Below are 12,565 nucleotides of genomic sequence, written 5' to 3'. Positions count from 1 at the left end.
TACCAAAATTGATTGTGATATAATTATAAGGAAAATGAGCAATTTATGAAAAAAGTTTACGTACAAATCGTAGAATTAAAACTAAATAATTATCAAAACAACGTCAATATTTAGTTGAATAATCAGACTTTAGACCATGGTCAAGTGGGGAAGAACAGCATATATTAGTAAAGGTGAATGATTTGTTATTAATCAATCGAAAATAGAAAGACAAGATTTTAACGATTAAAATAAACTATTTTACAAATAAAGTAAAATTAATTTATAATGCTAATAATGCAAAAAATTAAAAAGTAATGGACAAAGGAGATAAATGATATGGCTCAAGAGGTAATAAAAATAAGAGGTGGACGCACACTAAATGGGGAAGTTAATATCAGTGGCGCGAAAAACAGTGCTGTAGCTATCATTCCTGCAACATTATTAGCTCAAGGACATGTGAAATTAGAAGGGTTACCGCAAATCTCTGATGTTAAAACTTTAGTGAGTTTATTAGAAGATTTAAATATTAAGGCATCACTAAATGGTACGGAATTAGAAGTTGATACAACTGAAATACAAAATGCTGCATTACCAAATAATAAAGTTGAATCATTACGTGCTTCATACTATATGATGGGTGCCATGTTAGGTAGATTTAAAAAATGTGTGATTGGTTTACCGGGAGGATGTCCACTTGGGCCACGTCCAATTGATCAACATATTAAAGGATTTAAAGCTTTAGGTGCTGAAATTGATGAATCAAGTACGACATCAATGAAAATTGAAGCTAAAGAGTTAAAAGGTGCGCATATTTTTCTAGATATGGTTAGCGTAGGTGCAACAATTAACATTATGCTAGCTGCAGTTTATGCAACAGGACAAACTGTAATTGAAAATGCTGCTAAAGAACCGGAAGTAGTTGATGTTGCTAACTTCTTAACAAGTATGGGAGCTAATATTAAGGGAGCGGGTACATCAACAATTAAAATCAATGGCGTCAAAGAATTACATGGTTCTGAGTATCAAGTTATACCTGATAGAATTGAAGCAGGCACATATATGTGTATCGCTGCAGCATGTGGAGAAAATGTTATATTAAATAATATTGTTCCGAAACATGTAGAAACATTAACTGCTAAATTTAGTGAATTAGGTGTGAATGTCGATGTAAGAGACGAAAGAATTCGCATCAATAATAATGCACCATATCAATTTGTTGATATTAAAACACTAGTATATCCAGGTTTTGCTACTGATTTGCAACAGCCTATTACACCATTATTATTTATGGCAAATGGTCCTTCATTTGTAACTGATACGATTTATCCAGAGCGTTTTAAACATGTTGAAGAATTAAAGCGCATGGGTGCAAATATTGAAGTTGACGAAGGCACAGCAACGATAAAACCATCAACATTACATGGTGCTGAAGTTTATGCTAGCGATTTAAGAGCAGGAGCTTGTTTAATTATTGCTGGTTTAATTGCTGAGGGTGTAACTACAATTTACAATGTAAAACATATTTATAGAGGTTATACAGATATTGTAGAACACTTAAAAGCTTTAGGTGCAGATATTTGGACGGAAACTGTATAGATTTATCTTGTTTTGTGGTATAATAATTATACTGATTAAAAAAGGGTGTTCGTTTACATTCTAAATTTATTGATGAGAGGTGAAGATGATGGAAGTATGTCCGTATCTCGAAGAAACTTTTAAAATACTTGGTAGAAGTTGGAATGGATTAATCATTAATTATCTCTCAAGATGTAATGACTGTTCAGCACACTTTTCCGATATGAAAAGAGATTTGAAAACAATAACACCACGTGCTTTAAGTCTTAAGTTGTCAGAGCTTGCACAATGGGAGTTAGTTGAGAAGCAAATCATTTCTACGAGTCCAGTACAAATTATTTATGTGCTAACTGAAAAAGGTAAAGCGTTAGCAGAGGCTTTACATCCAATTGAAGCATGGGCGCAATCATATGTCGATTTAACAGATCAACGTACTGCTAAATAATTACATGACCTTTAAACATAGCATTGATTATAACTATTTCTAAGTCTTCGCATTATTTGCGATGATGTGGGAATGGTTATTTTTATTTAAAAATATAAAAAAATAGATGCAGCAAAATTTTAAAGCATTTTATTTTGAACATATTAAAAGGGAGCGTATCATAATGGAATGTAATGTTTATATCGTATGCATTACGGATAAATAATATATAAATCATTCTTGAGGAGTGAAAGAATAATGAGAGACTACACAAAGCAATACATTAATGGCGAATGGGTAGAAAGTAATAGTAATGAAACGATAGAAGTTATAAATCCAGCAACCGAAGAAGTAATCGGGAAAGTTGCTAAAGGTAATAAAGCTGATGTTGATAAAGCCGTCGAGGCGGCAGACGATGTTTATTTAGAGTTCCGTCATACATCTGTGAAAGAAAGACAAGCGTTATTAGATAAAATTGTAAAAGAATATGAAAACAGAAAAGACGATATTGTACAAGCTATTACGGATGAATTAGGTGCTCCTTTATCATTATCTGAGCGTGTCCATTATCAAATGGGACTAAACCATTTTGTTGCAGCGAGAGACGCATTAGATAACTACGAATTTGAAGAACGCCGCGGAGATGATTTAGTTGTTAAAGAAGCAATCGGTGTATCTGGATTAATTACACCGTGGAACTTCCCTACAAACCAAACATCATTAAAATTAGCAGCAGCATTTGCGGCTGGTAGTCCAGTTGTACTTAAACCATCTGAAGAAACACCATTTGCAGCTGTTATTTTAGCTGAGATTTTTGATAAAGTCGGTGTTCCTAAAGGTGTATTTAACCTTGTTAATGGTGATGGTGCTGGCGTTGGGAATCCTTTATCTGAGCATCCTAAAGTACGCATGATGTCATTTACAGGATCAGGCCCTACTGGTTCTAAAATTATGGAAAAAGCTGCTAAAGATTTTAAAAAGGTATCATTAGAGCTTGGTGGCAAATCACCATACATCGTCCTAGATGACGTAGATATTAAAGAAGCGGCTAAAGCAACAACAGGCAAAGTTGTTAATAATACTGGTCAAGTATGTACAGCTGGTACACGTGTTTTAGTGCCTAACAAAATTAAAGATGCATTCTTAGCTGAATTAAAAGAACAATTTAGCCAAGTGCGTGTCGGTAATCCAAGAGAAGATGGTACACAAGTAGGCCCTATCATTAGTAAAAAACAATTTGATCAAGTACAAAATTATATTAATAAAGGTATTGAAGAAGGTGCTGAATTATTTTATGGTGGTCCTGGTAAACCAGAAGGACTTGAAAAAGGATACTTTGCACGTCCGACAATTTTTATTAATGTAGATAATCAAATGACGATAGCACAAGAAGAAATTTTTGGGCCAGTAATGTCAGTTATCACTTATAACGATTTAGATGAAGCGATTCAAATTGCAAATGATACAAAATATGGTTTGGCAGGATATGTTATTGGTAAGGACAAAGAAACATTGCATAAAGTAGCTCGTTCTATTGAAGCAGGTACAGTAGAAATAAACGAAGCAGGTAGAAAGCCAGATTTACCATTTGGTGGCTATAAACAATCTGGTTTAGGTCGTGAATGGGGCGATTATGGTATTGAAGAGTTCTTAGAAGTGAAATCTATAGCTGGATATTTTAAATAAATTTGATTTTTGAATTAAAAATCGCAATAAAACAGTGCACATGACTAATTAAGTTTTGTGTACTGTTTTAATTTTGCAATTTTTATAAATAGATTTTGTAATTAAAATAAAAATTTGCTATAGTTATTCATGTATTTAAAAGGTTGGGGATTAGCATAATGGGATTGTGCTAGCACAGTTATTTATGCATTGTCATGCCTATCTATTACTTACTAACTAAAAAATAATGAAATGGGTGTAAACTATATGCCTGAAAGAGAACGTACATCTCCTCAGTATGAATCATTCCACGAATTGTACAAGAACTATACTACCAAGGAACTCACTCAAAAAGCTAAAACTCTTAAGTTGACGAACTATAGTAAATTAAATAAAAAAGAACTTGTTCTAGCTATTATGGAAGCACAAATGGAAAAAGATGGTAACTATTATATGGAAGGTATCTTAGATGATATTCAACCAGATGGTTATGGTTTTTTAAGAACAGTGAACTATTCTAAAGGGGAAAAAGATATTTATATATCTGCTAGCCAAATTCGTCGTTTTGAAATTAAACGTGGGGATAAAGTAACTGGGAAAGTTAGAAAACCTAAAGATAACGAAAAATATTATGGCTTATTACAAGTTGACTTTGTCAATGACCATAACGCAGAAGAAGTGAAGAAACGTCCGCATTTCCAAGCTTTGACACCACTTTATCCAGATGAGCGTATTAAATTAGAGACAGAAACACAAAATTATTCAACGCGCATCATGGATTTAGTAACACCGATTGGTTTAGGTCAACGTGGTTTAATAGTGGCGCCACCTAAAGCAGGTAAAACATCGTTATTAAAAGAAATAGCGAATGCAATCAGTACGAACAAACCAGATGCAAAGCTATTTATTTTGTTAGTTGGCGAGCGTCCTGAAGAGGTAACAGATTTAGAACGCTCAGTAGAAGCTGCTGAAGTCGTTCATTCAACGTTTGACGAACCACCAGAACACCATGTTAAAGTAGCTGAATTATTACTTGAACGTGCAAAGCGTTTAGTAGAAATTGGGGAAGATGTCATTATTTTAATGGATTCTATAACGAGATTAGCACGCGCTTATAACTTAGTTATTCCACCAAGTGGTCGTACATTATCAGGTGGTTTAGATCCTGCATCTTTACACAAACCAAAAGCATTCTTCGGTGCAGCGAGAAATATTGAAGCGGGTGGAAGTTTAACAATACTTGCAACTGCATTAGTTGATACGGGTTCACGTATGGACGATATGATTTACGAAGAATTTAAAGGAACAGGTAACATGGAGTTACATTTAGATCGTAAATTGTCTGAACGTCGTATCTTCCCTGCAATTGATATTGGCAGAAGTTCAACGCGTAAAGAAGAATTGTTGATAAGTAAATCTGAATTAGACACATTATGGCAATTAAGAAATCTATTCACTGACTCAACTGACTTTACTGAAAGATTTATTCGCAAACTTAAAAGGTCTAAGAATAATGAAGATTTCTTCAAGCAGCTACAAAAGTCTGCAGAAGAAAGTACTAAAACGGGTCGACCTATAATTTAATAAACATTATATAGGGGCTTGCGTTTTGAATTAATTACCTTTATAATTACACAGTATTGGGTAAAAACTCACAAATAACTCTGTTCCAGATGGTTCAGGGCAAAGGAGCTGAAAATAATGAAACAAGGAATTCATCCTGAGTATCACCAAGTAATCTTTTTAGATACTACTACAAACTTCAAATTCTTAAGCGGTTCTACAAAAACATCTTCAGAAATGATGGAGTGGGAAGATGGAAAAGAATACCCAGTTATTCGTTTAGATATTTCATCTGATTCACATCCATTCTACACTGGACGTCAAAAATTCGCTGCTGCGGATGGACGTGTGGAACGTTTCAACAAAAAGTTTGGTCTTAAATCAAACAACTAATATAGTAATCGTTAAGCTGTCTGCATCCTATAATGGAATTGTAGACAGCTTTTTTATTTATAAGCGTAGTAAGGGTATATACTTACGACTGTGTTCAAAGAAGTGACTCAATACCATGTTGTTAATACATAATGATAAATTTCCCCCTTTATTAAAGTTTGTATTGAGTAGAAACACCGCACGAATAAGAAGCAACAAATTAGAATAGCTGTATATAAATATGCAAGACAAATTTATAAAATAATTGTTCATGTACAATATCGATATAATTATGAAAAAGACATTTATGAATATTTGAAATATGATATAATAAAGCGATTATGTTTTGAAAAAGGTGGAACTCTCAATGTATGAAACTTACCATTCCGGTTGGATAGAATGTATTACAGGTAGTATGTTTAGCGGTAAATCCGAAGAACTAATAAGACGTCTAAGAAGGGGTATATACGCTAAACAAAAAGTCGTTGTATTTAAACCGGCGATTGATGATCGATATCATAAAGAAAAAGTGGTCTCTCATAATGGTAATGCCATTGAAGCGATTAATATTTCTAAAGCAAGTGAAATTATGACGCACGACTTAACTAATGTTGATGTTATAGGAATAGACGAAGTGCAATTTTTTGACGATGAAATTGTAAGTATAGTAGAAAAACTATCAGCAGATGGACACCGTGTTATTGTTGCTGGATTAGATATGGATTTTAGGGGCGAACCGTTCGAACCAATGCCTAAATTGATGGCTGTCAGTGAACAAGTAACGAAACTTCAAGCAGTTTGTGCTGTTTGTGGTTCTTCATCTAGTAGAACGCAACGATTAATAAATGGTAAACCAGCTAAAATCGATGATCCGATTATCTTAGTAGGTGCCAATGAAAGTTATGAGCCACGTTGTCGCGCGCACCATATCGTAGCACCTAGTGATAATAATAAGGAGGAATTATAAGTGTTTGATCAATTAGATATTGTAGAAGAAAGATACGAACAGTTAAATGAACTGTTAAGTGACCCAGATGTTGTAAATGATTCAGATAAATTACGTAAATATTCTAAAGAGCAAGCTGATTTACAAAAAACTGTAGATGTTTATCGTAACTATAAAGCTAAAAAAGAAGAATTAGCTGATATTGAAGAAATGTTAAGTGAGACTGATGATAAAGAAGAAGTAGAAATGTTAAAAGAGGAGAGTAATGGTATTAAAGCTGAACTTCCAAATCTTGAAGAAGAGCTTAAAATATTATTGATTCCTAAAGATCCTAATGATGACAAAGACGTTATTGTAGAAATAAGAGCAGCAGCAGGTGGTGATGAGGCTGCGATTTTTGCTGGTGATTTAATGCGTATGTATTCAAAGTATGCTGAATCACAAGGATTCAAAACTGAAATAGTAGAAGCGTCTGAAAGTGACCATGGTGGTTACAAAGAAATTAGTTTCTCAGTTTCTGGTAATGGCGCGTATAGTAAATTGAAATTTGAAAATGGTGCGCACCGCGTTCAACGTGTGCCTGAAACAGAATCAGGTGGACGTATTCATACTTCAACAGCTACAGTGGCAGTTTTACCAGAAGTTGAAGATGTAGAAATTGAAATTAGAAATGAAGATTTAAAAATCGACACGTATCGTTCAAGTGGTGCAGGTGGTCAGCACGTAAACACAACTGACTCTGCAGTACGTATTACCCATTTACCAACTGGTGTCATTGCAACATCTTCTGAGAAGTCTCAAATTCAAAACCGTGAAAAAGCAATGAAAGTGTTAAAAGCACGTTTATACGATATGAAAGTTCAAGAAGAACAACAAAAGTATGCGTCACAACGTAAATCAGCAGTCGGTACTGGTGATCGTTCAGAACGTATTCGAACTTATAATTATCCACAAAGCCGTGTAACAGACCATCGTATAGGTCTAACGCTTCAAAAATTAGGGCAAATTATGGAAGGCCATTTAGAAGAAATTATAGATGCACTGACTTTATCAGAGCAGACAGATAAATTGAAAGAACTTAATAATGGTGAATTATAAAGAAAAGTTAGATGAAGCAATTCATTTAACACAACAAAAAGGGTTTGAACAAACACGAGCTGAATGGTTAATGTTAGATGTATTTCAATGGACGCGTACGGACTTTGTAGTCCACATGCATGATGATATGCCGAAAGCGATGATTATGAAGTTCGACTTAGCATTACAACGTATGTTATTAGGAGAGCCTATACAGTATATAGTTGGCTTTGCCTCATTTTATGGTAGAACGTTTGATGTAAACTCAAATTGTTTGATACCAAGACCTGAAACTGAAGAAGTAATGTTGCATTTCTTACAACAGTTAGAAGATGATGCAACAATCGTAGATATCGGAACGGGTAGTGGTGTACTTGCAATTACTTTGAAATGTGAAAAGCCGGATTTAAATGTTATTGCTACTGATATTTCACTTGAAGCAATGAATATGGCTCGTAATAATGCTGAGAAGCATCAATCACAAATACAATTTTTAACAGGGGATGCATTAAAGCCCTTAATTAATGAAGGTATCAAGTTGAACGGCTTGATATCTAATCCACCATATATAGATGAAAAAGATATGGTTACGATGTCTCCAACGGTTACGAGATTCGAACCACATCAGGCATTGTTTGCAGATAACCATGGATATGCTATTTATGAATCAATCATTGAAGATTTACCTCACGTTATGGAAAAAGGCAGCCCAGTTGTTTTTGAAATTGGTTACAATCAAGGTGAGGCACTTAAATCAATAATTTTAAATAAATTTCCTGACAAAAAAATCGACATTATTAAAGATATAAATGGCCACGATCGAATCGTCTCATTTAAATGGTAATTAGAAGTTATGCCTTTGCTATGATTAGTTAAGTGCATAGCTTTTTGCTTTATATTATGATAAATAAGAAAGGCGTGATTAAGTTGGATACTAAAATTTGGGATGTTAGAGAATATAATGAAGATTTACAGCAATATCCTAAAATTAATGAAATAAAAGACATTGTTTTAAACGGTGGTTTAATAGGTTTACCAACTGAAACAGTTTATGGACTTGCAGCAAATGCGACAGATGAAGAAGCTGTAGCTAAAATATATGAAGCTAAAGGCCGTCCATCTGACAATCCGCTTATTGTTCATATACACAGTAAAGGTCAATTAAAAGATTTTACATATACTTTGGATCCACGCGTAGAAAAGTTAATGCAGGCATTCTGGCCGGGCCCTATTTCGTTTATATTGCCGTTAAAGCCAGGCTATCTATGTCGAAAAGTTTCTGGAGGTTTATCATCAGTTGCTGTTAGAATGCCAAGCCATTCTGTAGGTAGACAATTATTACAAATCATAAATGAACCTCTAGCTGCTCCAAGTGCTAATTTAAGTGGTAGACCTTCACCAACAACTTTCAATCATGTATATCAAGATTTGAATGGCCGTATCGATGGTATTGTTCAAGCTGAACAAAGTGAAGAAGGATTAGAAAGTACGGTTTTAGATTGCACATCTTTTCCTTATAAAATTGCAAGACCTGGTTCTATAACAGCAGCAATGATTACAGAAATACTTCCGAATAGTATCGCCCATGCTGATTATAATGATACTGAACAGCCAATTGCACCAGGTATGAAGTATAAGCATTACTCACCCAATACACCACTTACAATTATTACAGATATTGAGAGCAAAATTGGAAATGACGGTAAAGATTGGTCTTCTATAGCTTTTATTGTGCCGAGTAATAAGGTGGCGTTTATACCAAGTGAAGCGCAATTCATTCAATTATGTCAGGATGACAATGATGTTAAACAAGCAAGTCATAATCTTTATGATGTGTTACATTCACTTGATGAAAATGAAAATATTTCAGCGGCGTATATATACGGCTTTGAGCTGAATGATAATACAGAAGCAATTATGAATCGCATGTTAAAAGCTGCAGGTAATCACATTATTAAAGGATGTGAACTATGAAGATTTTATTCGTTTGTACAGGTAACACATGTCGTAGCCCATTAGCGGAAAGTATTGCAAAAGAGGTTATGCCAAATCATCAATTTGAATCAAGAGGTATATTCGCTGTGAACAATCAAGGTGTTTCGAATTATGTTGAAGACTTAGTTGAAGAACATCATTTAGCTGAAACGACCTTATCGCAACAATTTACTGAAGCAGATTTGAAAGCAGATATTATTTTGACGATGTCGTATTCGCACAAAGAATTAATAGAGGCACACTTTGGTTTGCAAAATCATGTTTTCACATTGCATGAATATGTAAAAGAAGCAGGAGAAGTTATAGATCCATACGGTGGAACAAAAGAAATGTATGTACATACCTATGAAGAACTTGTAAGTTTAATTTTAAAATTAAAAGATATTATTTGCTAGTAGGAATTCTGTATAATTAGTATATGTTAACAGTTAAATAAGTTATAATAGAGGAGTGTAGCACTTTGCTATATTCCTTTTTTATTTTTAGGAAGGGTGGGCTTTTATGAAAGATTTGACAATGTTATTAGACGAATTAAAAGATATGTCCTTTTTTAATAAAGGAGATATATGTTTAATTGGATGTTCAACATCGGAAGTCATTGGCGAAAAAATAGGGACTGTCGGTTCGATGGAAGTTGCAGAAACTATTTTTAATGCATTAGATGTTGTGAGTAAAGAGACAGGCGTTACTTTTGCTTTTCAAGGATGTGAACATATCAACAGAGCGATAACAATAGAAAAATCTCAGTATAATCCATTAACAATGGAAGAAGTTTCCGTCGTTCCAGATGTCCATGCTGGAGGGAGTTTGGCAACATACGCTTTTCAGCATATGAAGGATCCGATCGTGGTCGAACATATTACTGTTCCTTGTGGAATTGATATTGGTCAAACGTTAATAGGCATGCATATTAAACATGTATGTGTACCTGTAAGGACTTCAGTAAAGCAAGTAGGACAGGCAATTGTAACTATTGCCACATCTAGGCCGAAAAAGATTGGTGGCGAACGTGCTAAATACCAATAAGTTTTTTTGAAAGAAGGGGAGATTTTATGTCTTATATCACCAAGCAAGATAAAGTTATCGCAGAAGCAATCGAGAGAGAATTTCAGAGACAAAATAGCAACATAGAGTTAATCGCATCGGAAAATTTTGTATCGGAAGCGGTTATGGAAGCACAAGGTTCAGTGTTGACTAATAAGTATGCTGAAGGCTATCCAGGACGCCGATATTATGGTGGCTGTGAGTTTGTAGATGTTACTGAAAGCATCGCAATTGATCGTGCTAAAGCATTGTTTGGAGCTGAACATGTCAATGTTCAACCACATTCAGGTTCACAAGCGAACATGGCTGTTTACTTAGTTGCATTAGAAATGGGCGACACAGTTTTAGGTATGAATTTGAGTCATGGTGGTCACTTGACACATGGAGCGCCTGTTAATTTTAGTGGTAAATTCTACAATTTCGTTGAATATGGAGTAGATAAAGACACAGAACGAATCAATTATGATGAAGTTCGTAAATTAGCGTTAGAGCATAAGCCTAAGCTTATTGTGGCAGGAGCATCAGCATATTCAAGAACAATTGACTTCAAAAAGTTTAAAGAAATCGCAGATGAAGTAAACGCTAAGTTAATGGTAGACATGGCACATATTGCAGGATTAGTAGCGGCAGGTTTACATCCAAATCCAGTAGAATATGCTGATTTTGTAACAACTACAACACACAAAACATTACGCGGACCACGTGGTGGTATGATTTTATGTAAGGAAGAATATAAAAAAGACATAGATAAAACAATTTTCCCTGGTATTCAAGGTGGACCTCTTGAGCATGTTATTGCAGCAAAAGCAGTTGCTTTTGGAGAAGCGTTAGAAAATAATTTCAAAACGTATCAACAACAAGTGGTTAAAAACGCAAAAGTTCTTGCAGAAGCATTAATTAATGAAGGATTTAGAATTGTTTCTGGCGGTACAGATAATCACTTAGTAGCTGTTGATGTAAAAGGGTCTATAGGACTTACTGGTAAAGAAGCTGAAGAGACTTTAGATTCAGTTGGTATCACATGTAACAAAAATACCATTCCGTTCGATCAAGAAAAACCTTTTGTAACGAGTGGTATACGTTTAGGTACACCTGCTGCAACAACGCGTGGATTTGATGAAAAAGCTTTTGAGGAAGTTGCAAAAATCATCAGTTTAGCATTGAAAAATAGTAAAGATGAAGAAAAATTACAACAAGCTAAAGAACGCGTTGCGAAATTAACAGCTGAATATCCTCTATATCAATAAACATACACAAAGATAGGAGTAATTTTTATGAGTAAAGTACACGTTTTCGATCATCCATTAATTCAACACAAACTAAGCTATATTAGAGATGTAAATACAGGTACTAAAGAATTTAGAGAACTTGTAGACGAAGTTGGTATGTTGATGGCATATGAAGTAACTAGAGACTTAGAGCTTCAGGATGTTGATATTGAAACGCCTGTAACTAAAATGACGGCTAAACGATTAGCTGGTAAAAAATTAGCTATCGTTCCAATTTTAAGAGCTGGTTTAGGTATGACTGATGGTATTTTAAGTTTAGTACCTGCAGCCAGAGTTGGACATATCGGTTTATATCGAGATCCCGAAACATTAAAGGCTGTAGAGTATTTTGCTAAGTTACCTCAAGATATTACTGAAAGACAAATCATTGTTGTTGATCCTATGTTAGCAACAGGCGCATCAGCAATTGAAGCTATTACTTCATTGAAGAAACGTGGCGCTAAAAATATTCGCTTCATGTGTTTAATTGCAGCACCAGAAGGCGTAGAAAAGATGCATGAAGCACATCCGGATGTAGATATTTATATTGCTGCACTTGATGAAAAGCTAAATGATAAAGCATATATCACACCAGGGTTAGGCGACGCTGGAGATAGATTGTTTGGTACTAAATAGAAGAATCGGAGATAAGTA

General features: G+C 34.6%; 13 protein-coding genes. All 13 read left to right on the top strand.

Annotated features, from left to right (window positions below):
• The first annotated feature begins 318 nt into the window (after positions 1 to 318).
• The 13 genes from murA to upp all read left to right on the top strand — a co-directional run bounded on the left by murA (position 319) and on the right by upp (position 12,547).
• Positions 319 to 1,578: a UDP-N-acetylglucosamine 1-carboxyvinyltransferase gene (gene murA / locus KI230_RS10655; protein WP_000046602.1), complete on the top strand. Its 1,260-nt coding sequence runs from the start codon at positions 319 to 321 to the stop codon at positions 1,576 to 1,578.
• 88 nt (positions 1,579 to 1,666) lie between these two features.
• Positions 1,667 to 2,002 carry a winged helix-turn-helix transcriptional regulator gene (locus tag KI230_RS10650; protein WP_000451438.1) on the top strand — a complete coding sequence of 112 codons (336 nt, stop codon included), beginning with the start codon at positions 1,667 to 1,669 and terminating at the stop codon, positions 2,000 to 2,002.
• Between the two features lie 237 nt (positions 2,003 to 2,239).
• Positions 2,240 to 3,667 carry an aldehyde dehydrogenase family protein gene (locus tag KI230_RS10645; RefSeq protein ID WP_001206093.1) on the top strand — a complete coding sequence of 476 codons (1,428 nt, stop codon included), beginning with the start codon at positions 2,240 to 2,242 and terminating at the stop codon, positions 3,665 to 3,667.
• Between the two features lie 246 nt (positions 3,668 to 3,913).
• On the top strand, positions 3,914 to 5,230 hold the full coding sequence (gene rho / locus KI230_RS10640) for a transcription termination factor Rho (protein WP_001115101.1): 1,317 nt from the start codon (positions 3,914 to 3,916) through the stop codon (positions 5,228 to 5,230).
• 117 nt (positions 5,231 to 5,347) lie between these two features.
• A complete protein-coding gene (locus KI230_RS10635; RefSeq protein WP_000808968.1) occupies positions 5,348 to 5,602 on the top strand; it encodes a type B 50S ribosomal protein L31 in 255 nt (84 codons plus the stop codon).
• Positions 5,603 to 5,948: 346 nt separating this feature from the next.
• Complete coding sequence (locus KI230_RS10630) at positions 5,949 to 6,548, top strand: thymidine kinase (protein WP_000273356.1); 600 nt, start codon at positions 5,949 to 5,951, stop codon at positions 6,546 to 6,548.
• Positions 6,549 to 7,625 (top strand): peptide chain release factor 1, encoded by a 1,077-nt coding sequence (prfA, locus tag KI230_RS10625; protein WP_000460242.1) that lies wholly within the window; start codon positions 6,549 to 6,551, stop codon positions 7,623 to 7,625.
• The gene (prmC, locus tag KI230_RS10620) at positions 7,612 to 8,448 is read left to right on the top strand and encodes a peptide chain release factor N(5)-glutamine methyltransferase (protein ID WP_000248735.1); all 837 of its coding nucleotides are present in this window, start codon (positions 7,612 to 7,614) and stop codon (positions 8,446 to 8,448) included. Before prfA ends, prmC begins: the two co-directional genes overlap by 14 nt.
• An 83-nt stretch (positions 8,449 to 8,531) precedes the next feature.
• A complete protein-coding gene (locus KI230_RS10615) occupies positions 8,532 to 9,578 on the top strand; it encodes an L-threonylcarbamoyladenylate synthase (protein WP_000379892.1) in 1,047 nt (348 codons plus the stop codon).
• A complete protein-coding gene (locus tag KI230_RS10610; RefSeq protein ID WP_000697334.1) occupies positions 9,575 to 9,994 on the top strand; it encodes a low molecular weight protein arginine phosphatase in 420 nt (139 codons plus the stop codon). Before KI230_RS10615 ends, KI230_RS10610 begins: the two co-directional genes overlap by 4 nt.
• A gap of 106 nt (positions 9,995 to 10,100) precedes the next feature.
• Positions 10,101 to 10,625 (top strand): TIGR01440 family protein, encoded by a 525-nt coding sequence (locus KI230_RS10605; protein WP_000654185.1) that lies wholly within the window; start codon positions 10,101 to 10,103, stop codon positions 10,623 to 10,625.
• Positions 10,626 to 10,651: 26 nt separating this feature from the next.
• Positions 10,652 to 11,890: a serine hydroxymethyltransferase gene (glyA, locus tag KI230_RS10600; protein ID WP_000120494.1), complete on the top strand. Its 1,239-nt coding sequence runs from the start codon at positions 10,652 to 10,654 to the stop codon at positions 11,888 to 11,890.
• A 27-nt stretch (positions 11,891 to 11,917) separates the two neighbouring features.
• Positions 11,918 to 12,547 (top strand): uracil phosphoribosyltransferase, encoded by a 630-nt coding sequence (upp, locus tag KI230_RS10595; protein WP_000048712.1) that lies wholly within the window; start codon positions 11,918 to 11,920, stop codon positions 12,545 to 12,547.
• Positions 12,548 to 12,565 lie beyond the last annotated feature (18 nt).

The sequence above is a fragment of the Staphylococcus sp. MZ3 genome (genome assembly GCF_018622755.1).
Lineage (GTDB): Bacteria > Bacillota > Bacilli > Staphylococcales > Staphylococcaceae > Staphylococcus > Staphylococcus aureus.
The sequence above is the reverse complement of the archived record's forward strand: the minus strand, read 5'-3'. Positions and strand labels throughout refer to the sequence as shown.